At 31.7% G+C, this 20806-nt stretch carries 19 protein-coding genes and 1 tRNA gene; 13 read left to right on the forward strand and 7 right to left on the reverse strand.

Annotation, left to right across the window (positions count from 1 at the left end):
• Position 1: 1 nt before the first annotated feature.
• Together ACFQ1R_RS01925 and ACFQ1R_RS01930 are read right to left on the reverse strand one after the other, a co-directional pair.
• Complete coding sequence (locus tag ACFQ1R_RS01925) at positions 2–511, reverse strand: hypothetical protein (protein ID WP_379924422.1); 510 nt, start codon at positions 509–511, stop codon at positions 2–4.
• A gap of 55 nt (positions 512–566) precedes the next feature.
• Positions 567–1025 carry an Lrp/AsnC family transcriptional regulator gene (locus ACFQ1R_RS01930; protein WP_379924423.1) on the reverse strand — a complete coding sequence of 153 codons (459 nt, stop codon included), beginning with the start codon at positions 1023–1025 and terminating at the stop codon, positions 567–569.
• Between the two features lie 161 nt (positions 1026–1186).
• On the opposite strand from ACFQ1R_RS01930, the gene ACFQ1R_RS01935 reads away from it, so the two are divergent.
• The 5 genes from ACFQ1R_RS01935 (at position 1187) to ACFQ1R_RS01955 (ending at position 5378) form a co-directional block, all read left to right on the forward strand.
• Positions 1187–2389, forward strand: a complete 1203-nt coding sequence (locus ACFQ1R_RS01935; protein ID WP_379924424.1) for an aminotransferase class I/II-fold pyridoxal phosphate-dependent enzyme — start codon at positions 1187–1189, stop codon at positions 2387–2389.
• Positions 2390–2496: 107 nt separating this feature from the next.
• Positions 2497–3966, forward strand: a complete 1470-nt coding sequence (gene nhaC, locus ACFQ1R_RS01940) for a Na+/H+ antiporter NhaC (RefSeq protein WP_379924425.1) — start codon at positions 2497–2499, stop codon at positions 3964–3966.
• Positions 3967–4177: 211 nt separating this feature from the next.
• Positions 4178–4822 (forward strand): peroxiredoxin, encoded by a 645-nt coding sequence (locus tag ACFQ1R_RS01945; RefSeq protein WP_379924426.1) that lies wholly within the window; start codon positions 4178–4180, stop codon positions 4820–4822.
• A 3-nt stretch (positions 4823–4825) separates the two neighbouring features.
• Positions 4826–5140 (forward strand): thioredoxin family protein, encoded by a 315-nt coding sequence (locus tag ACFQ1R_RS01950; RefSeq protein WP_379924427.1) that lies wholly within the window; start codon positions 4826–4828, stop codon positions 5138–5140.
• A complete protein-coding gene (locus tag ACFQ1R_RS01955; RefSeq protein ID WP_379924428.1) occupies positions 5121–5378 on the forward strand; it encodes a DUF6952 family protein in 258 nt (85 codons plus the stop codon). Before ACFQ1R_RS01950 ends, ACFQ1R_RS01955 begins: the two co-directional genes overlap by 20 nt.
• 119 nt (positions 5379–5497) lie before the next feature.
• Here the strand turns inward: ACFQ1R_RS01955 and katG are convergent, their stop codons facing one another.
• Together katG and ACFQ1R_RS01965 are read right to left on the reverse strand one after the other, a co-directional pair.
• Complete coding sequence (katG, locus tag ACFQ1R_RS01960; RefSeq protein WP_379924429.1) at positions 5498–7663, reverse strand: catalase/peroxidase HPI; 2166 nt, start codon at positions 7661–7663, stop codon at positions 5498–5500.
• A 215-nt stretch (positions 7664–7878) separates the two neighbouring features.
• Positions 7879–8457 carry a fasciclin domain-containing protein gene (locus ACFQ1R_RS01965; protein WP_379924430.1) on the reverse strand — a complete coding sequence of 193 codons (579 nt, stop codon included), beginning with the start codon at positions 8455–8457 and terminating at the stop codon, positions 7879–7881.
• 170 nt (positions 8458–8627) lie between these two features.
• Here ACFQ1R_RS01965 and tpx point away from each other — a divergent pair, with 170 nt between their 5' ends.
• The 6 genes from tpx to ribB all read left to right on the forward strand — a co-directional run bounded on the left by tpx (position 8628) and on the right by ribB (position 15928).
• Positions 8628–9131 (forward strand): thiol peroxidase, encoded by a 504-nt coding sequence (gene tpx / locus ACFQ1R_RS01970; protein ID WP_379924431.1) that lies wholly within the window; start codon positions 8628–8630, stop codon positions 9129–9131.
• A 16-nt stretch (positions 9132–9147) separates the two neighbouring features.
• On the forward strand, positions 9148–9516 hold the full coding sequence (locus ACFQ1R_RS01975; RefSeq protein ID WP_379924432.1) for a diacylglycerol kinase family protein: 369 nt from the start codon (positions 9148–9150) through the stop codon (positions 9514–9516).
• Between the two features lie 111 nt (positions 9517–9627).
• A complete protein-coding gene (locus ACFQ1R_RS01980) occupies positions 9628–12039 on the forward strand; it encodes a DNA translocase FtsK (RefSeq protein ID WP_379924433.1) in 2412 nt (803 codons plus the stop codon).
• A gap of 10 nt (positions 12040–12049) precedes the next feature.
• Positions 12050–12691 carry a LolA family protein gene (locus ACFQ1R_RS01985; protein ID WP_379924434.1) on the forward strand — a complete coding sequence of 214 codons (642 nt, stop codon included), beginning with the start codon at positions 12050–12052 and terminating at the stop codon, positions 12689–12691.
• 89 nt (positions 12692–12780) lie between these two features.
• Entirely contained in the window at positions 12781–14751 is a 1971-nt protein-coding gene (locus ACFQ1R_RS01990) for an LptF/LptG family permease (RefSeq protein ID WP_379924435.1), read from the forward strand.
• A 31-nt stretch (positions 14752–14782) separates the two neighbouring features.
• Positions 14783–15928: a 3,4-dihydroxy-2-butanone-4-phosphate synthase gene (gene ribB, locus ACFQ1R_RS01995; RefSeq protein ID WP_379924436.1), complete on the forward strand. Its 1146-nt coding sequence runs from the start codon at positions 14783–14785 to the stop codon at positions 15926–15928.
• A 53-nt stretch (positions 15929–15981) separates the two neighbouring features.
• Here ribB and ACFQ1R_RS02000 read toward each other — a convergent pair whose 3' ends face one another.
• The 3 genes from ACFQ1R_RS02000 to ACFQ1R_RS02010 all read right to left on the reverse strand — a co-directional run bounded on the left by ACFQ1R_RS02000 (position 15982) and on the right by ACFQ1R_RS02010 (position 19362).
• Entirely contained in the window at positions 15982–17097 is a 1116-nt protein-coding gene (locus ACFQ1R_RS02000; protein ID WP_379924437.1) for a T9SS type A sorting domain-containing protein, read from the reverse strand.
• Between the two features lie 291 nt (positions 17098–17388).
• Complete coding sequence (locus ACFQ1R_RS02005) at positions 17389–18582, reverse strand: DegT/DnrJ/EryC1/StrS family aminotransferase (protein WP_379924438.1); 1194 nt, start codon at positions 18580–18582, stop codon at positions 17389–17391.
• Between the two features lie 150 nt (positions 18583–18732).
• Positions 18733–19362 carry an NAD(P)H-dependent oxidoreductase gene (locus tag ACFQ1R_RS02010; RefSeq protein WP_379924439.1) on the reverse strand — a complete coding sequence of 210 codons (630 nt, stop codon included), beginning with the start codon at positions 19360–19362 and terminating at the stop codon, positions 18733–18735.
• A 190-nt stretch (positions 19363–19552) separates the two neighbouring features.
• Between ACFQ1R_RS02010 and ACFQ1R_RS02015 the strand changes: the two genes are divergently transcribed.
• Positions 19553–19637, forward strand: a tRNA-Ser gene (locus ACFQ1R_RS02015).
• A gap of 195 nt (positions 19638–19832) precedes the next feature.
• Positions 19833–20759 carry a helix-turn-helix domain-containing protein gene (locus ACFQ1R_RS02020; RefSeq protein WP_379924440.1) on the forward strand — a complete coding sequence of 309 codons (927 nt, stop codon included), beginning with the start codon at positions 19833–19835 and terminating at the stop codon, positions 20757–20759.
• Positions 20760–20806 lie beyond the last annotated feature (47 nt).

Raw genomic sequence — 20806 nt, forward strand, 5'->3', positions numbered from 1 at the left:
ATTATTGTGGATAACCACCATCACCACCAGCACCATCATTTAAAGGCGGTGCAGGAATATCGCCTTTTCCTCCACGGAAATTCAAATTAATACTTGATGCTTTTGATTTGTTTGGACTTCCTGTAGGCACAATAAACATGGTGCTTAAATCTTTTTTTGTTTGTCCTGCATTTTTACCATAAACTCCTAAATAAACACGAATACCAGTCATGTTATATCCTAAACTATCCGATTGATTTTTAGCATAAACCAAATAATTTTCTATGTCACTTAAAGACCACCATACCGACCGATCATCTTCTTTTCTTCCTTGTTGTTGTGCTGCAGAATCTACTGCAGCTTTTCTATGTAATGTCCAATTTGCATTTAATTCTTTTGCATTTTCAGTAGAAATAACACCTTTAGGCTTTACTATTTTTATTGAACTTTCTTCAATTTGTCTTGGACAAAAAAAATAGGTGGCCAATGCACCTAAAATAACTCCTAAAATAATATAACTTAGGTTTTTCATACAATAAATTTAGTTAGTTAATAATAGCTGCTTAAAAGTAATAAAAAATAAGTAATTAAAAACTTATTGTCGTTGTGTGTTTAACTTCATTAATTACAAACATACTGTGCGTACTACCAATATGACTTATTGAGGTTAGCTTTTTTACCAGAAATTCTCTAAAAGCAGCTATATCTTTCACCAAAATTTTCAATAGATAATCATAATCGCCACTTATATGATAACATTCCAATACTTCGCTTAAATCTTTAACCTCTTTTTCAAATTCCATAACAAAATTTTGCGAATGCTGTATCAATTTTATATGACAAAATGCAACAAAGGATTTTTCAACAAGATCTTTATTAACTAGTGCTACATACTTATCAATAAAACCTTCTTTTTCAAGCTTTTTAATACGTTCGTAAACTGCTGTGACTGAAAGATTTAGTTTATTAGACAATTCTTTATTTGTTTGCTTGCTGTCTGCTTGCAAATATTCTAGCAACTTTTTATCAATGTTATCAAATGTCATAATAGAAATATTTTCATTAAAACTTATATTTTACAGAAACTCATAATTATATTTTCTAACAAATATAATTTATATAGTTTTATTTTCTAAATAATAACACATTCATTGTTTATAAATCTGTAATTATCGAAATTTGTTATATAACTTAATATAAATAAATTATGGATTTTAAACCTGCAAATAACATACAAGATTTACAATACTTTGGCGAATTTGGAGGTGTAAATCCTTCTATTTCAGATTCATCAACATATACATTTCTATCAGCAAAAACCATGTTTGATACTTTTGAAGGAAATGCCGATGGTTGCTACCTGTATTCACGCCATTCATCACCTTCAAATTTATATCTAGGAGAAGCTTTAGCAGCTATGGAAGGTACTGAAACTGCAAATGTTTCGGCATCTGGCATGGGTGCCATCACTCCTGTTTTACTTCAACTTTGTGAAGCTGGAAACCACATAGTATCTAGTCGAACAATTTATGGAGGAACTTATGCGTTTTTGAAAAACTTTTTACCTGGTTTACATATCGATACCACATTTGTTGATATTACTAAACTAGAAACTATTGAAGCTGCAATTACAAAAAATACTAAGGTTTTATATTGCGAATCGGTTAGCAATCCGCTTTTAGAAGTTGCAGATATTAAAGGTTTAGCGGCAATTGCCAAAAAACACAATCTAAAATTGGTAGTAGATAATACATTTTCGCCATTATCTATTTCACCTGCTATTTTAGGTGCCGATGTGGTAATACATAGTTTAACAAAATTTATTAATGGTTCTAGTGATACAGTTGGCGGTGTGGTTTGCGGAACTCAAGAATTTATAAATGATTTACGAAATGTAAACCATGGTGCTTCTATGCTTTTGGGAGCTACAATGGATAGTTTACGAGCTGCTTCTATTTTAAAAAACTTAAGAACCTTGCATATTAGAATGCAACAACACAGCAAAAACGGCTTGTTTTTAGCCGAAAAATTTGAAGCAGATGGTTTAAAAACTGTTTATCCTGGTTTGAAATCACATCCATCACATGAGCTATTTAAAAGTATGATGAATACAAAATATGGTTTTGGAGGTATGCTTACAATTGATGTTGGTTCGTTAGACAAAGCCAACCAACTTATGGAACTTATGCAAAACAGAAATTTAGGCTATTTAGCTGTAAGTTTAGGCTTTTATAAAACATTGTTTAGCGCACCAGGAACATCTACATCTTCTGAAATTCCTTTAGAGGAACAAAAATCTATGGGATTAAGTGACGGCTTAATTCGGTTTTCAATAGGATTGGATGATGATATAGAACGCACCTATCAAATGATGAATAAATGTATGAAAGAACTAAAAATTCTTAATTAAAAACAACTTAAACACCCAAAGCACAAAGCCAAAATTAAACTTTTGGCTTTTTTTCTATTTGCATACCTTTTTATAAAATCGTAACATTACATTTCAAATTCCAAATAATGCAAGACGATAAGAATATTTCCAAAATAGAAATAGAAAACCAAAACATTATTGAAAACACAGAACTTAACATTTGGGAAGCCATAATTCCTGTGGTTATCTTAATGGGTATGTTAGCTTACAACATATTTTTTGTTGAAGGACAAGAGTGGTTTGGTACTTATACAAATCAAATTATTTTATTACTTGGTGGCGTAGTTGCTGCACTTGTTGGTTTTTTTAATAAAGTAACCATAGAACGCATGCTTAAAGAAATTTGGGAAAATTTAAAAAGTGTTTTTATACCCATATTAATTTTATTTTTAGTTGGTGCTTTAGCCGGAACATGGCTAATTAGTGGCGTTATACCAGCTATGGTTTACTATGGTTTGCAAGTGTTAAGTCCGTCTATATTTTTACCAGCTTCAGTAGTAATTTGTGCTGTTATCTCCATTGCAACGGGTAGTTCTTGGACAACTTCTGCCACAGTTGGTATTGCGTTAGTTGGTATTGGAACTGCTCTAGGAATTGAAACAGGCATGATAGCTGGTGCCGTTATTTCTGGTGCTTATTTTGGTGATAAAATGTCGCCATTAAGTGATACTACAAACCTAGCGCCTGCTATGGCTGGAACCGATTTATTTACGCATATTCGCTACATGACGCTTACAACAGTACCTACGCTAGTTATTACACTTATAGTTTTTGGAATAATTAGTGCCTCCATTGAAACCTCTGGAACTGCCGATTTAAGTAGTTTACTATCAACAATAAGTACAACTTTCAATATTTCTCCATGGTTATTTATTGTACCTGTGGTTGTAATTGCGTTAATTCTTTTAAAAACTAAACCATTAATAGCATTAAGTACAGGTGTTATTCTTGCTGCTATTTTTGCTTTTATTTTTCAGCCAGATGTTTTGATGCATTTATCTAACTCAAAATTGTCTGCAATTACAACATCCATTTTTACTGAAACACAAATCACAACCGACAACGAAAAGTTAAACGACCTTTTTTCTGCTGGCGGAATGGAAGGTATGCTATGGACCATATTCCTGATTATATGTGCCATGATATTTGGTGGTATTATGGATGGTATTGGTGCATTGGCTAGAATTACTAAAGAATTATTAAAACTAGCCCATACTATTTTTGGGTTATTTACTAGTACCGTAATTAGCTGTTTAGGATTAAATGCTATTGCATCCGATCAATATTTGGCAATTGTAATACCAGGAAAAATGTTTAAAAAAGCTTATGAAGATCGTGGTTTAGCGCCCGAAAATTTAAGTAGAACTTTAGAAGATTCTGGCACCGTTACATCAGTCTTAATACCTTGGAACACCTGTGGCGCATACCAAAGTGGCGTTTTAGGTGTTGATACGCTTCACTATGCTGGTTATGCTGTTTTTAATTGGTTAAGTCCGTTTATGACCTTATTATTCGCTGCTTTTCAAATAAAAATAAAAGAATTAGCAAAAAAGTAATTATTGAAATACCTCGTTTTTCTTAATAATTTGATAAGTTGATAATTTCAGTTAAACTATTTTATCATATTAACAAAAAACACCCCACATTTTTAAACCCATTTTTTTAAGCTATTACTCCATAAGTTTTTATAATTGATAATCTATTGTATGTACAATTTCTGCTTGTAAGTTTGTATCAAAATAAATTATTAATATTAAAAATTTCAATATGGCATTCGTAGGAAAAAAATTCCCAAACTTAAGCGTTAACGCAATGAACGATATGGGCGATACTTTTAAAGTAAACGTTCTTGAAGAAGCAATTAACAATAACAAAAAAGTACTGTTATTCTGGTATCCAAAAGATTTTACTTTTGTTTGTCCAACAGAATTACACGCATTTCAAGCTGCTCTAGATGAATTTGAAAAAAGAAACACACTAGTAATTGGAGCTTCTTGCGATACTGCTGAAGTTCACTTTGCATGGTTAAATACAGCTAAAGATAATGGTGGTATTGAAGGTGTAACTTACCCAATTTTAGCAGATTCTAACAGAAATTTAGCTTCAACACTTGGAATTTTAGATATCTCAAACGAACAATACAATGAAGAAACTGGTGTAGTAACTGTTGAAGGTGACAATGTAACTTACCGTGCTACATATATTATTGATGAAGAAGGTACTGTACAACACGAAAGCATTAACAACATGCCATTAGGTAGAAATGTGAATGAATATTTACGTCTAGTTGATGCTTTAACACATGTTCAAGAAAAAGGCGAAGTATGTCCTGCAAACTGGGAAGAAGGTAAAGGCGCTATGAAAGCAGACAGAAATTCTACTGCAGAATATTTATCAACTTTAGCAAACTAAATTATGCTACAAGAATTAGAACAAGATAATTTGCAAGAAATCATTTCAAGTAACAATACTGTTGTTGTACAATATTCGGCTACTTGGTGTGGTAATTGCAGAATTATGAAACCAAAAGTTAAAAAATTAGCTTCAGAAAATGAAAACATCACATTTATAATTGCTGATGCTGAAAAATTTCCTGAATCTAGAAAACTAGCAACTGTTGATAATTTACCAACCTTTGCTACTTTTAAAAACGGAACTTTTGTAAATCAAGTTCAAACAAATAAATTCGAAGTTTTAAAAGATTTATTAAATGAAGTTACCAGTAATTAAGCATTTAACGCAATTTATTGAAGAAAACGACGAAGATTTCGTTATTGAAACTATTGAAACTTTAGAAGCTTTAACTGAAGTTCCATCATTAAAAGATGAAGAACTTGATGTTATTGGAGAACTTATTTCCAATATGTATGGTGCTATAGAAGTGAACAATATGGTAAAAGCAGGTACTCCAAAAAAAGAGGCTTTAAATAATTTTATGTCTCGTGTACTTGGTTCTATCGACAAATAGAAATTGAAAAAGAAAAATTAGTACATTAAAAAAACCACTTCAAATTGAAGTGGTTTTTTGCTTTTATTAAATACTATAAAGAAGAAGCTTCAAATGAAGCTTCTTGTAGGTTATAAATTTTAAGCTAAATCAAATCTACCCAGGTTCATTACTTTTACCCAAGCATTAACAAAATCATTTACAAATTTTTCTTTGCTATCATCTTGCGCATAAACTTCAGCGTAAGCACGTAAAATAGAATTAGAGCCAAATACAAGATCTATTTTAGTAGCTGTAAATTTACATTTACCAGTTTTACGGTCGCAAATTTCGTAAACACCATTTCCTATTGGTTTCCAGTAATTAGCCATATCGGTTAAATTAACAAAAAAATCATTTGTTAATACACCAACATTATTCGTGAATACGCCATGTTTTGTACCTGCATAATTAGTTCCAATTACACGCATACCACCAATTAAAACAGTCATTTCAGGAGCAGTTAAACCCATTAACTGTGTACGGTCAAGTAACAATTCTTCAGGACTTACTACATAATCTTTTTTCAACCAGTTACGATATCCATCAGCAAGCGGTTCTAAATATTCAAAAGATTCTGCATCTGTCATTTCATCTGTGGCATCTCCTCTACCAGGAGTAAAAGGTACATTAATATTAAAACCTGCATTTTTTACTGCGTTTTCAACACCTAAAGTACCAGCTAGAACAATAGTATCTGCAACACTAATACCAAATTCTGCTGCAATAGGCTCTAAAACAGATAAAACATGTGCTAAACGTGTTGGTTCGTTACCTTCCCAATCTTTTTGTGGAGCAAGACGAATTCTGGCACCATTAGCGCCACCTCTAAAATCTGACCCTCTATAAGTTCGTGCACTATCCCATGCTGTTGCAACCATGTCGGAAATAGAAAGTCCAGATGCTGCAATTTTTGCTTTTGCTGCGTTTACATTATAATCTTTTTTACCCTTTGGAATAGGGTCTTGCCAAATTAAATCTTCTTTTGGAACATCGGGTCCAAACCAGCGGTCTTTTGGTCCCATATCACGATGTGTTAATTTAAACCATGCTCGGGCAAAAGTATCAGAAAAGTAATTAAAATCATTTTTGAATTTTAATGAGATTTCTTTGTAAATAGGATCCATTTTCATAGCCATATCTGCATCTGTCATCATCGGGTTATGTCTTGTTGTCATATCCTCAACATCAACAGGCTTATCTTCTTCCTTAATATTTATTGGCTCCCATTGCCATGCACCTGCAGGACTTTTACGTAATTCCCATTCATGATTGAATAACATTTCAAAAAAACCATTATCCCATTTTGTTGGATGCGTTGTCCATGCGCCTTCTAAACCACTCGTTACGGTATCACGCCCTATACCTGTTCTGGTTGGGTTAGACCATCCAAAACCTTGTTCTTCTACAGCAGCAGTTTCAGGATCTGGACCTAAAACACTAGCGTCACCATTGCCATGTGTTTTTCCAACGGTATGACCTCCAGCAGTTAAGGCAACAGTTTCCTCATCATTCATTGCCATTCTTTTAAATGTTTCACGAACTTGAGCACCTGTTTTAAGTGGATCTGGTTTACCATTAACACCTTCAGGGTTTACATAAATTAATCCCATTTGAACTGCAGCTAGTGGATTTTCCATAGTTGATGGTTTATTTACATCGCCATAACGTCCATCACTTGGTGCTAACCATTCTTTTTCAGCTCCCCAATACGTATCTTTTTCTGGACCCCAAATATCTTCACGACCAAAAGCAAAACCATATGTTTTTAAGCCCATGCTTTCATAAGCAATAGTTCCAGCCAAAATAATTAAATCTGCCCAACTTACTTTATTGCCATATTTCTTTTTAATTGGCCAAAGCAAACGTCTAGCTTTATCTAAACTCACATTATCGGGCCAGGAATTAAGCGGCGCAAAACGTTGGTTTCCAGTTCCACCACCACCACGGCCATCTGCTATTCTATAAGAACCCGCAGCATGCCACGCCATACGAATCATTAAACCACCATAATGTCCCCAATCTGCTGGCCACCAATCTTGACTATCAGTCATTAAATTGTGAAGATCTTTTTTAAGTGCTTCAACATCTAATTTTTTTAATTCCTCTTGATAATTAAAATCGTTTCCTAAAGGGTTAGTTTTAGTGTCATGCTGATGTAAAATATCAAGATTTAACGAATTTGGCCACCAATCTATAACCGATTTTTCGCTGGCTGTATTGGCACCATGCATAAAGGGGCATTTTCCTGTTTTTGAACTATCCATACTATTTATTATTAAGTTTTTAATTAATTTAAACTTTAATTGTAAATTTAATAATAAGTACGCTAAAAAACCACATTTAACTATTTTTATAAATTATATATTAATCGATAAAATCTATTTTATTTTAAATTATTATAGTTTTTGGCAATAAAAAAAGACTGCTTCAAATTGAAGCAGTCTTTTAGAACTAACCTAAACCAAATAATTATGAATTTTTAAGACTTTGGCAACAAAACTGTATCAATTACATGAATAACACCGTTTGACTGATTTACATCTGCAATAGTAACTTTTGCAGAATTGCCATTTTCATCTGTAATATACACATCCTTAGCTTTTAACCAAGCTGTAATAGTACCACCACTTACGGTTTTAATTTCAGCTTTTCCATTACCATCTTTTATCATTTTTACAACATCTTTAGCGTTCCATTTTCCTGAAACAACATGGTATGTTAAAATTGTTTGTAACATTTTTTTATTCTCTGGTTTTATTAAATTATCTATAGTTCCTGTAGGTAATTTATCAAAAGCAACATTTGTTGGGGCAAATACAGTAAATGGACCATCACTCATTAAAACTTCAACTAATTCAGCAGCTTTTACTGCTGCTACTAGTGTTGTGTGATCTTTAGAGTTTACAGCATTTTCAACAATATTTTTACTTGGGTACATTGCGGCACCACCAACCATTTTAGTGTCTTCTTTCATCATTTTATTTTGGGCTGTTAAACCTTGACCAATAAAAAGTGTAATTGCAAAAACAGTAGTGGTAAATACATTTGATTTTTTCATGATAATATTTTTTTATTTGTTTATACCCTACAAACGAAAGTAAAAGAGTCGCGGTTTTTAAAAAACATTCCTTTAACAAAATATTAACAATTTGGTTGAAAAAATATAAACGCATTATCTACTTAACTGCTAATTATTAGTATTTTTATCGAAAATTTAAAAACATTAAAATGGCTACAGTAACATTAAAAGGAAACCCCATTAATACATCTGGTGAACTACCAAAAGTTGGAACAAAAGCACCTAATTTTACATTAACAGCAAACGATTTGTCTTCAAAAAGCTTAAGCGATTTTGCTGGAAGCAAAGTAGTTTTAAACATTTTTCCAAGTGTTGATACTGGCACATGTGCACAATCTGTTAGACAATTTAACAAAGAAGCTAGCGAATTAACCAATACAAAAGTACTTTGCATATCTCACGATTTACCATTTGCTCACGCACGTTTTTGTGGTGCTGAAGGCTTAAGCAATGTTATTAGCTTATCAGATTTTAAAGATGGTAGCTTTGGAAAAACTTATGGATTAAACTTTATTGATGGTCCATTAGACGCTTTACACTCACGTTGTGTTATTGTTTTAGATGAAACTGGAATTGTATTACACACAGAACAAGTTGCAGAAATTGTTGACGAACCAAATTACAAAGCTGCGTTAAACACTTTAAAAGCCTAATTACCTGAATTACTAAATGACTAAAAAAGAATCCTTCTTAGCCAACAGAATACGAAGTGTGGGTTATGCATTTAAAGGTGCTGTAATACTTTTAAAAAAAGAAGCAAGTGTAAAAGTGCAATTCTGCATAGCTTTATTAGTTACGGCTGCAGGATTCTTTTTTAATATTTCTTCAACAGAATGGATTACACAACTTTTAGCTATTGGATTGGTAATGAGTATGGAGGGTATTAATACTGCTGTTGAAGAAATAGCAAATTTTATACATCCAGAACATCATAATAAAATAGGATTAATTAAAGACATAGCTGCTGGCGCTGTATTTTTTGCTTCTATTTTTGCTATTATCATTGGATTTATAATCTATTTACCAAAGGTTTTTTAAATACTATAACCTGTAGATTAAACGTTAGTAATTTGTATTTTTGTCGAATCGTTTTTAACGATTCACTCCTAAACTGGTTTTAGGATATCAATTTGAAACTGTAAAGCATTAATGGCGAAGAAAAAAAACGACATCAATAAAACACAAAAAAAACCATTTAAACTACCAAGTTTAAAATTATCAAGCCAACAAAAACTTATTTTTGGAAGCTTTTTAATCATATTTGGCACCATACTTTTTATGGCGTTTCTTTCTTTTATTTTTACTGGTAATGCAGACCAAAGTAGTTTGTCAGATTTTGCTTCACGCGAAGTAAAAACCGAAAATTGGTTAAGTAAATCAGGAGCTTGGTTAAGCGATTTTTTTATACAACGTGGTTTTGGTATAGCATCGTTTATCATTGCCATTCTAATTGTATTATCAGGTGTATATGTATTACTAAATTTAAATAAAACCAAGCTAGTTTCGCATTGGTTTTGGGGTATGCTTTCGGTTATTTGGTTATCAGTTTTATTTGGTTTCTTTGGCAACTCGTATGATATTCTTGGTGGCACAATTGGCTTTGAAGTTAACACCTATTTACAAGATTACTTAGGCATATTAGGAACCGTTCTTTTACTAGTTTTTGGACTTATTGTATACCTTGCAGTGCGTTTTAAAGTGACTTTTGAAAGTTTTACAAACATTTTTAATTCAGCTAAAAGCAAAATAAAAGACGATTTTTCAAATACTAATGATAATACCGAAGAGCCCGTTATTGCATTGGATAATAACCTATCGGAAGAAGCTGCCGCTATAAAATCGGCTTTCGATATTCCTTTAGAAACAGACGAACCTGTTTTAGTTAAAAAGGAAACACCAAAACCCGTTGCTGAAGTTGCTCCTTTGGTTGTAAAAACACCTGTTTTTGATGAAGATGATGAAGATGATGAAGATATTAAAATTGAAGTCAAAAAAGTAGCCGAAGAACTTTCAGAATCCAACAATTTATCAGATAAATTAGTTGCAGATTTTGGACAATTTGATCCAACCTTAGAGCTTTCAAAATACCAATTTCCACCCTTAGACCTTTTGAAGAAATACGATTCAGAAGGTATTACAATAAATCAGGAAGAATTAGAGGAAAATAAAAACAAAATTGTAGAAACCCTAAAAAACTACAATATTGGTATCGCAAGTATTAAAGCAACCATTGGACCAACTGTAACGCTTTATGAAATAGTACCCGATGCAGGTATTAGAATTTCAAAAATTAAAAATTTAGAGGACGATATTGCATTATCACTTTCAGCACTTGGTATTCGTATTATTGCTCCAATTCCTGGTAAAGGAACTATTGGTATTGAAGTGCCAAACAAAAACGCAACTATAGTTTCTATGCGTTCGGTAATTGCTTCAAAAAAGTTCCAAACATCTGATATGCAACTACCTATTGCTTTAGGTAAAACCATTAGTAATGAAACATTTGTGGTAGATTTAGCTAAAATGCCACACTTACTTATGGCTGGTGCTACTGGTCAAGGTAAATCTGTTGGACTTAATGCCGTTTTAACATCCTTACTTTACAAAAAACATCCTGCAGAAGTTAAATTTGTTTTAGTAGACCCAAAAAAGGTAGAGTTAACGCTTTTTAATAAAATTGAACGCCACTATTTAGCAAAATTACCAGACAGCGAAGATGCTATAATAACAGATAACACAAAGGTAATCAATACATTAAATTCACTATGTATTGAAATGGATAACCGCTACGAGTTATTAAAAAATGCTTTATGCAGAAATATTGCCGAATACAATGTAAAGTTTAAAGAACGTAAATTAAACCCAAATGATGGTCATCAATTTTTACCATATATTGTTTTGGTAGTTGATGAGTTTGCCGATTTAATTATGACAGCAGGCAAAGAAGTAGAAACACCTATTGCCCGTTTAGCACAATTAGCACGTGCCATAGGTATTCACTTAATTATTGCTACACAACGTCCATCTGTAAACGTAATTACAGGTATTATCAAAGCTAATTTCCCTGCTAGAATTGCATTTAGAGTAACTTCAAAAATAGATTCAAGAACCATTTTAGATGGCTCTGGTGCCGACCAACTTATTGGACGTGGTGATATGCTTTTTACACAAGGCAACGATTTAATTCGTGTACAATGCGCCTTTGTTGATACACCTGAAGTTGAAAAAATAACCGATTATATTGGCTCGCAAAAAGCCTATCCTGAAGCCTATTTATTACCCGAATTTGTTGGTGAAGAAAGTGGCACAAGTCTTGATATAGATATAGCAGACCGCGATAAATTGTTTAGAGAAGCTGCTGAAGTTATTGTAACAGCGCAACAAGGTTCGGCATCTTTATTGCAACGTAAATTAAAATTAGGTTACAATCGTTCTGGCAGATTAATAGACCAACTAGAAGCCGCAGGTATTGTTGGCCCTTTTGAAGGCAGTAAAGCCAGACAAGTACTTATTACTGACCTAACAGCATTAGACAGACATTTAGAAAATGAAATTTTATAACAAAAACAAAATGAAAATTAAAAGTATCATATTATCAATATTAATAACAGTATCATTTAATGCCCTTGCTCAAAACAAAGCGAAAGCACTTTTAAATCAAGTATCTCAAAAAGCAAAAAGCTACAAAAATGTTTCAATAGAATTTAAATATGTATTAGAAAATACTGCCGAAAAAATAAAACAAGAAACCAAAGGTGATGTTATTATGGAAGGCGAAAAATACAAACTAAACATTCTTGGTGTAACACGTTTATTTGACGGAAAAAAACTTTACAGCATTAGCACTGAAGATGAAGAAGTTACCATTTCTTCAGATAAAGACAATGATGAAGGCGCCATAACCCCAAGTAAAATGCTTTCATTTTATGAAGATGGATATACCTACGCAATGGATATTGAACAAAATATTAATGGTAGAAAAATTCAACTAGTAAAACTAACACCTATAGATTCAAAATCTGAAATAAAATACATCTTATTAGGTATTGATACACAAACTAAACACATTTACAATTTAATGCAAATTGGTAAAAACGGTACAAAAACAACACTTACCGTTAATTCTTTTAAAACAAATGAGCCATTATCAAAAAGCTTATTTACCTTTGATGCCAATAAATACAAAGGCTATTATATTAATAAACTTAATTAAGAAATTCATTTTAAACGAAGTTTCTTATTAAATACCATCTAAGTTTTTTTAATATTTTTTAAAAAAGACATTTAGAAGAAATTAAACGCGTGAAAATACTAGACCGTTACATACTAACCACATACCTAAAAACTTTTTTCAGCGTGTTTATCATACTCATGCTGATTTTTGTTTTACAAACCATTTGGTTATATATAAGAGAATTATCTGGTAAAGATTTAGATATTGTAGTTATTTTCAAGTTCTTATTCTATTTCACACCTAAACTAATACCGTTGGTATTACCACTTACCATTCTTTTAGCTTCTATTATGGTATTTGGTAGTTTTGCTGAAAATTATGAGTTTGCAGCAATGAAATCTACAGGTATTTCATTGCAACGCGCTATGTCTGGGCTTAGCATATTTATAGTTATTCTTGGTATTGTTACCTTTTTCTTTTCAAATAACGTAATTCCTTGGGCTGAGTTAAAATCATTTAATCTACGAACAAATATTGCAAAGTCGAAACCCGCTATGTTACTTGGTGTTGGACAATTTAATCCTATTGAAGGCACACCGTACAACATTAAATTTGAAAAAAAACATGGTGATAATGATCAGTTTTTAGATAATGTAACCATACATGTAAGAGGTAATGATGGCAGAACAAATGCTACAACAATAAAATCAAAAACTGGAGAATTAGTAAATGAAAAAGATTCTAACGTTTTAAAACTTATATTACAAGACGGTAACTATTACAGCGATCTTTCAACAAACAGCATAAAATCTAGAAACAAAAAGCCTTTTGCTAAAAGTACCTTTGAAAAATACATTATCAATATCGATTTATCCCAAATGAATAATGTTGATTTTGACGAACAAAACCAAACCGACAAATACAACATGCTTGATGTTGTTGGACTTAATAAAACCATAGACTCATTAAGTAAAAAAGAAGCAATAGCGCATCAAACAGTAGCAACAAATTTATTTCAACGCTCTAGTGTTGTTCCAATAAATGCAATCACTGAAAATAAAACTAAAGATTCAACATACCTAGCTTCTATTCTAGATATTTTCACAACAAAAGAAAAATATGAAATGGTTGATGTCTCATTAAGAACCATATCCAGCGTAAAACAAACAATTTCCACAAGTCAAGTTACAAGTAAAATATCTAAAGAATGGTTAAACAAACACATCATTTCTTTACATGAAAAATTTGCATTGGGTTTTGCCTGTATCATCTTATTTTTTGTTGGTGCACCATTAGGTGCTTTAATTCGAAAAGGCGGTATTGGATTACCTATGGTTATTGCCATTGTTTTATTTTTAACCTATCATTTTATAGGTATGTTTGCCACAAATAGTGCAAAAAACGGAAGTTTCAATCCTGTTGTAGCAAGTTGGTTTTCTACACTTATAATGTTGCCTTTAGGTGTATTTTTAACAAGACGCGCTACTGCAGATAAAGGTTTATTTGAGTTCGACAGCATAACCGAACCAATCAAAAAAGTTTTTAAAATAAAAGGAAATAATAGTGTTGATTATAAGTTTTTATCTTCTTGTAAACATGATGAACTAGTTAACATTATCAACAACTATGAAGCTTTAGGGCATTTAGAGGAAAGTCGTTTTGAGGCCTTAAAAGTTTTAAATGAACGCGGTATTACAATTCCACAATTACGTGACGAAGGATTGAAAATCAATACAGATTATGATACTTCAGAAAGCATTGCCAAAGATTATAAAGACCACTCAAAATTTGCAATTGTGCTGTATTGTACTGGTGTTATCTTACTAATACTTCACTTTGTGTTTAAAAATAATAAACTACCATCACTAGCTTCAGCATCTATTCAACTTAGTTTAGTTTCACTCTTTTTATATTTAATTTATTATGCTAAATCATTATTAAATACAACTAAATTCTATAATCACATTAACAAAAAAGAAAAGAAACCTTACCTGTTTCTTTTAATTATAGGAATCCCATTATATTTTATCACCTATTTATTCTTAAATGATAAAATGAAAGAAGACTTAAAGCAAAATTGTTTAGAATCTTTAAAATAAGCAATATCTTTGCACCATGATTAATGAAACGATGACAATAAATACAGATTCTAAGTTTAAACTTGATACCATACACGATGCTATTGAAGCTATTAGAAATGGTAAAGTAATAATAGTTGTAGATGATGCTAACCGCGAAAACGAAGGTGATTTTGTGGCTGCTGCCGATAAAGTAACACCAGAAATGATAAACTTTATGGCAACAGAAGGTCGTGGTTTAATTTGTGCTCCACTTACCGAAAATCGTTGTAAAGAGCTAGAATTAGGCATGATGGTAAGCAATAATACAGACCACATGGAAACCGCCTTTACCGTATCGGTAGATTTAAGAGGCAAAGGTGTAACTACTGGCATTTCTGCAAGTGATAGAGCTGCAACAGTAAAATCGCTTACAGACCAAACCACAAAACCATTCGATTTAGCAAGACCTGGACATATTTTTCCTTTAGTAGCAAAAGAAGGTGGTGTTTTAAGACGTACTGGACACACGGAAGCTGCCATCGATTTTGCAAGACTTGCAGGTTTAAAACCCGCTGGTGTAATTGTTGAAATTATGAATGAAGATGGTACTATGGCGCGTCTTCCAGAGTTAATGAAAGTTGCGAAAAAACTAGATCTTAAAATAGTTTCTATTGAAGATTTAGTAGCTTACAGAATGCAACACGACTCGTTAATTGAGAAAAAAGAAGATTTTCAAATTGAAACTCGCTTTGGAAGTTTTAGATTAAGAGCTTATAAGCAAACCACTAATAATCAAATACACATTGCCTTAACAAAAGGTACTTGGAAAGATAACGAAGAAGTACTAACTAGAATTAATTCTACCCTTATTAATAATGATATTTTAGGTACACTTACCAATAACGTTGACACACAATTAGAAAACATGTTTAACGTAATAAACAATGAAGGTAAAGGTGCTATTATTTTTATAAACCAAGAATCACAATCTATGAACATATTAAATAGATTATCGATTATAAAAGAAAATCAGCAAGCAAACACCGTTTATAAGGCACCTAAAATTGATATGGATACGCGCGATTTTGGTATTGGTGCTCAAATATTACACGATTTAAACATACATAAACTACGCTTAATTTCTAATACTGAACAAACCAAACGCGTTGGTTTAATTGGTTACGGCTTGGAAATTGTAGAGTACGTAAACTACTAAATAAAAAAGGGAACAATTTTTTAATAGTTCCCTTTTTTATTCTGATTATTAATTTATTTGATAACTATTTTTTTACTGGTTGTTAAGTTGTTGCTGTATACTTTCAACAAATAAACACCAGATTTATAGTTTTTTACATCTATTTGTTTTGTACCAAATGTTGTTAATACATTTTTACCTAAAGCATCAAACATTTCAATTTTATCAATCAATGCAAACGTTGATATATGAATTAAATCTGAAGCTGGATTTGGAAATATTTTAAGATGCGTATTTTGAAAAGCTTCGGTACTTAATGGTGCTGCTACAGAATAAGAAGCTTCTTCTTTATAATATGGTTCCCAAGCTGAAGCAACCCAACTTTCATATACTAGTACCGTTCTATTTCCATTAACATTATAAGTACTTGTGTCTCTATCTAAATTAACCCAATTTACGCCATCCCAATCTTGACTTAAATATTCAGTTTCTAAACCTTGACCATTATAGGTATAAAATATTCTTTGGTAATCTTCCCAAATGCCAACATTATATTTATCTACATCTAAACTCGTTATCAAATTCCCGGTATATGTTGCTGTATCACGTTCATCTGGTAACCAAGAATTAGATCCACTATCCCAAACACTGTTTATTGCTTGAATTGGTAAATTACCGGAATAGGTATAGTCGTATTTATCTACATTTACCCAACTACTAGAACCAGCATTCCAAGATTGACTAACTTCAGACATTAAATTAGAACCTGAAAATGTTTGTAAATATCTGTAACTATTAACAAAAGTCATAGAAACAGGATTATATGTTTGCGAAACTTCTTCAATTAAATTATTAGAACCATCATAGGTGTAAATTTCTTTATATGAGTTTTCCCATTGAGATGTAACATCATTCCAATACTGTGTTATATTAATTGAAATATCATTATTACTATTGTAAGTTGAATTGCTTTGATATACAACATCTCCTTCAGGATACGTTAAAACAACAACATTAGTCTCTTTATTACCGCCATTTGCATACGTGTAATTATGTGTAAATTGTTGTTCCCATGCAGAATTCCAATCATACGTTTTTAGTTGATCTAGTTTATATACAGTTTGAGAATAACTGGAAATAGCAACTAAAAAGAGCATTGTTAATGTTGGAAAAAGTAGTTTTGTTTTCATAATTAATAGCTTTAAAGGTTAGTATATAATTACATCGAAAAAAATTTGAAATGTGAGCATCACAAACTTTTAAAAATGAACTTTTATTAATTTTTGCTATTAATTTATACAGACATAAAAACAAATAGTCTGAATTTAAAAAACTAGTTATTATCTATAAACTTAGGGAAGGCTTAAGTTTATTAAAAGTAATAAATATTTTAACACAAAACATGTTTAGCTAATTTAAATTAGCTTTAACAAATTGTAATTTAACTGTTTAACAAATAATTACTTAAAAACAACTCGCTTTTATAAAGCTAGTTTTATTGCTTCAACCATTTTATTTGCTCTAGCATTAACATCTTCATCAGTCCAAGATAATTTTATTAAACATGATAAATTTCTTGCTATATAATCATCAGATTTTTGAAATGTTTTAGTTTTTAAATATTCTAAACCTTCTTTAACTTCGGTAGAAATAGGGAAAAGAGATTTTAAGTCTTTTAAATGATTCCATTTACGAATGTAGTGCCAGTTATTATTGTAATAATGAAAGCAAGCATCTACACCATTTTGTTTGAATTTTTCTGACACTTTTGTAGTTATTTCTAAACTAGGCAGAAAGAAATTTAAGAAACTATAATTTTCTTCACCACCTTCAGGAACGGTTCTAAAAGTTACTTCTGGAATTTGCGACAAGGCATCGCGAAGTATGTTGTAGTTTTTCTTTTGAATTTCTAAAAATTCTGGTAAACGTTTAATTTGTGCTAAACCAACAGCGGCATGAAGCTCTGAAATTCTGAAATTATATCCTAAATATGGGTGTGTTTCTGAACCTCTATCACTACCTATGTGATCATGACCGTGGTCGCTAAACTGATCTGAATTTATATAATATTGTTTGTTGTTTGTTATTACTGCACCTCCTTCGCCACAGGTTATGGTTTTTACAAAATCGAATGAAAAACAACCTAAATTTCCAATACTACCTAGCGGTTTTCCTTTGTAAGTTGCGCCTATAGCTTGACAAGCATCTTCTAGCAATACTAAATTGTGTTTATTACTTATGGTTTTAAGTGCATCCATATTACCCATACTTCCGCACATGTGCACTACCATAATGGCTTTTGTTTTTGGTGTTATAGCATTTTCAACTGCATTTGGGCATAGGGTTAACGTATCATCAATATCTACTAAAACTGGTATGGCACCAAGCATCATTACTGCTTCAAAGCTTGCTACAAAGGTGAAGGTTGGTAAAATAACTTCATCACCTGCTCCTACACCTGCTACTGCTAAAGCTACTGATATAGCTGCTGTGCCACTTGATACTAATTGTGCATGATTTACTTGAAACGTGTTTTCTAGGGTTGTTTCTAGTTCTTTTGCTTTCCAATGGCCTTGGCGCATGCCATCAAACCCGTAGCGCATTAGCACGCCGGTATTTAAAACATCGTTTAATTCGTTTCGCTCTAAATCTCCAAATAATTCAAATCCTGGCATTTTGTATTTTTTATTGTTGTTCTTTATTTTTCTTCTTTTTGGTTTTGCGTTAGGGATTGAAGCGGAAAGCCCACAGCAACCGCGCTTGAGCGTGGGTGCGAGGACTTGTAGCGAAAAGCCCGACCCTTGTGGTAACGCCCTTGTACTTATTTATAATTCTATTACAGATTCATTTATAGGCATTCTTACTTTTTGGAATGCTGAAAACATGTCGTCGTTTGCCCTATAGCCTACTGGTAATAGTAAAATTGATTTTAGCCCTTTTGCTTGTAAGCCTAAAAGTTCGTCGTACTTTGCTGGCATGAAGCCTTCCATGGGACAAGAATCGATACCTTCTATTGCGCAAACCGTCATTAAATTGCCTAGTGCTATGTATGCTTGGTTTTTTGACCATTGTTGGCGTTCTAAAACCGTCATTTTTTGCATCATACTAATTAATCCTTCTCTGTAGGGTTTTAAAATGGTTTCTGAAGTGTCTCGAATTGTTTTTATGTTGTTGTAATATGAAATAACATCGTGTTCGCTAATATCATTTTGAATACAGATGATTAATAAGTGCGATGCTTGTAAAACTTGTTTTTGATTGAATGAATGCTCAACTAAAGATGCTCTTAGTTTTTCGTTTTCAATAACAACCAATTTGATGGTTTGCAAGCCAAACGATGTTGCTGTTAGGTTAAAAGCCTGCTTTAAAGTATCAAGTTTTTTGTTAGATAATTTTTTATTACTATCGAATTTTTTAGTTGCATAGCGCCACTCTAGCTGCTTTATAATACTCATTATTTCATTTTAATTTCTGCAAAAATACGCTTTGAAATTGTCTTTTTACAAAAAATATAACACAAAAGAAGTTAACATTTAGCGAGTTAAAATTTATTTAAAAAAAAATAGATTTATATTTGAAAGTATTGAAAAAGGGTTCTATATTTGCACCCGCAATCAGGGATAAAAACTTGATGAGACCAAAACTGGAGAAATGGCAGAGTGGTCGAATGCGGCAGTCTTGAAAACTGTTGAGGGTCACACCTCCGGGGGTTCGAATCCCTCTTTCTCCGCTGAAAAAATCCTAAACGGTATCAAAACCCTGTAAATCATAAGATTCACAGGGTTTTTTATTTTTTACAATAACAGTTCTTATTTCACAGTAGTAATACCATTAAATACTACTTCTTAATATTATTATTTTAGCACAGAATATCAAAAAGTTAATTTTTAGAAAAAGTAACGTACATTTGAATTTTACAAATCTTATGAATACTACTACCATAAAAGAATTTTACCAAGATGTTTTTAAAGAAACATGCCCTGATTTAGATCAGTTTTTAAATAACAATTTAAATAAAGACCTTGGGCATTTCAATGTTTTTAACATAGAAAGTATGTACGCCACTTGTAAAACAAAACCTGAAATGCCTTATAACAGAAGAACTTACTATAAAGTAAGTTTAATTTCAGGAAAAAACATTGTGGAATATGCAGATAAAACCATAGAAATAACAAAGCATGCTATTCTGTTTGCAACTCCTAAAACACCTTATAGATACACTCCAAAAGACAACAATCAATCTGGGCATTTTTGTGTTTTTACAAAAGATTTTGTACCCTTAAACAAAACAGGCTTTGATATTGACAATCTTCAAATTTTTTCAAATCAAAGTGATTTTGTTTTTCAAATTTCTAAAGAGCAATATCTACAAATAAAACATGTTTTTGAAAAAATGCATCACGAAATAAATTCTAATTATGAGCTTAAATATGATTTGCTTAGAAATTACCTAATGGAACTTATACATTATGGTCAAAAATTAACCCCTTTTACACCTAACGAAAATAAAACAGCAGCCACAAGAATTACAGGTTTATTTATTGAACTTTTAGAAAGACAATTTCCTATTGAAAACGCAACACAACTATTACAACTAAAAAAACCTAATGAATATGCTAATGCTTTAAATATCCATATTAATCATTTAAATAAAGTGCTTAAAGACACCATAGGGAAAACCACCAGTGATATTTTATCTAGTAGAATTAATCAAGAAGCCAAAATTTTACTAAAACAAACTGATTGGAATGTTTCAGAAATTGCTTATTCCTTAGGTTTTGATGAAGTAGCACATTTTTCAAATTTTTTTAAAAAACACAACAAACAATCTCCTTTAGTTTTTAGGAAGTAATTATTTGATATTTACAAATTTTAGTTTGATAAATACAAATATGGTAA

The sequence above is a fragment of the Mariniflexile jejuense genome (assembly GCF_042675665.1).
In the GTDB taxonomy this organism is placed as follows: Bacteria; Bacteroidota; Bacteroidia; order Flavobacteriales; family Flavobacteriaceae; genus Mariniflexile; species Mariniflexile jejuense.

Excerpts from the sequence above, each read along its gene's own strand:
- ACFQ1R_RS01945 (WP_379924426.1), top strand. The coding sequence starts at position 4,178 with ATGGCATTCGTAGGAAAAAAATTCCCAAACTTAAGCGTTAACGCAATG.
- ACFQ1R_RS01950 (WP_379924427.1), top strand. The coding sequence starts at position 4,826 with ATGCTACAAGAATTAGAACAAGATAATTTGCAAGAAATCATTTCAAGT.
- ACFQ1R_RS01965 (WP_379924430.1), bottom strand. The coding sequence starts at position 8,457 with ATGAAAAAATCAAATGTATTTACCACTACTGTTTTTGCAATTACACTT.
- tpx (WP_379924431.1), top strand. The coding sequence starts at position 8,628 with ATGGCTACAGTAACATTAAAAGGAAACCCCATTAATACATCTGGTGAA.
- ACFQ1R_RS01925 (WP_379924422.1), bottom strand. The coding sequence starts at position 511 with ATGAAAAACCTAAGTTATATTATTTTAGGAGTTATTTTAGGTGCATTG.
- ACFQ1R_RS01980 (WP_379924433.1), top strand. The coding sequence starts at position 9,628 with ATGGCGAAGAAAAAAAACGACATCAATAAAACACAAAAAAAACCATTT.
- ACFQ1R_RS01930 (WP_379924423.1), bottom strand. The coding sequence starts at position 1,025 with ATGACATTTGATAACATTGATAAAAAGTTGCTAGAATATTTGCAAGCA.
- ACFQ1R_RS02005 (WP_379924438.1), bottom strand. The coding sequence starts at position 18,582 with ATGCCAGGATTTGAATTATTTGGAGATTTAGAGCGAAACGAATTAAAC.
- ACFQ1R_RS01985 (WP_379924434.1), top strand. The coding sequence starts at position 12,050 with ATGAAAATTAAAAGTATCATATTATCAATATTAATAACAGTATCATTT.
- ACFQ1R_RS02010 (WP_379924439.1), bottom strand. The coding sequence starts at position 19,362 with ATGAGTATTATAAAGCAGCTAGAGTGGCGCTATGCAACTAAAAAATTC.
- ACFQ1R_RS01935 (WP_379924424.1), top strand. The coding sequence starts at position 1,187 with ATGGATTTTAAACCTGCAAATAACATACAAGATTTACAATACTTTGGC.
- nhaC (WP_379924425.1), top strand. The coding sequence starts at position 2,497 with ATGCAAGACGATAAGAATATTTCCAAAATAGAAATAGAAAACCAAAAC.
- ACFQ1R_RS02020 (WP_379924440.1), top strand. The coding sequence starts at position 19,833 with ATGAATACTACTACCATAAAAGAATTTTACCAAGATGTTTTTAAAGAA.
- ACFQ1R_RS01955 (WP_379924428.1), top strand. The coding sequence starts at position 5,121 with ATGAAGTTACCAGTAATTAAGCATTTAACGCAATTTATTGAAGAAAAC.
- ACFQ1R_RS02000 (WP_379924437.1), bottom strand. The coding sequence starts at position 17,097 with ATGAAAACAAAACTACTTTTTCCAACATTAACAATGCTCTTTTTAGTT.
- ribB (WP_379924436.1), top strand. The coding sequence starts at position 14,783 with ATGACAATAAATACAGATTCTAAGTTTAAACTTGATACCATACACGAT.
- ACFQ1R_RS01975 (WP_379924432.1), top strand. The coding sequence starts at position 9,148 with ATGACTAAAAAAGAATCCTTCTTAGCCAACAGAATACGAAGTGTGGGT.
- katG (WP_379924429.1), bottom strand. The coding sequence starts at position 7,663 with ATGGATAGTTCAAAAACAGGAAAATGCCCCTTTATGCATGGTGCCAAT.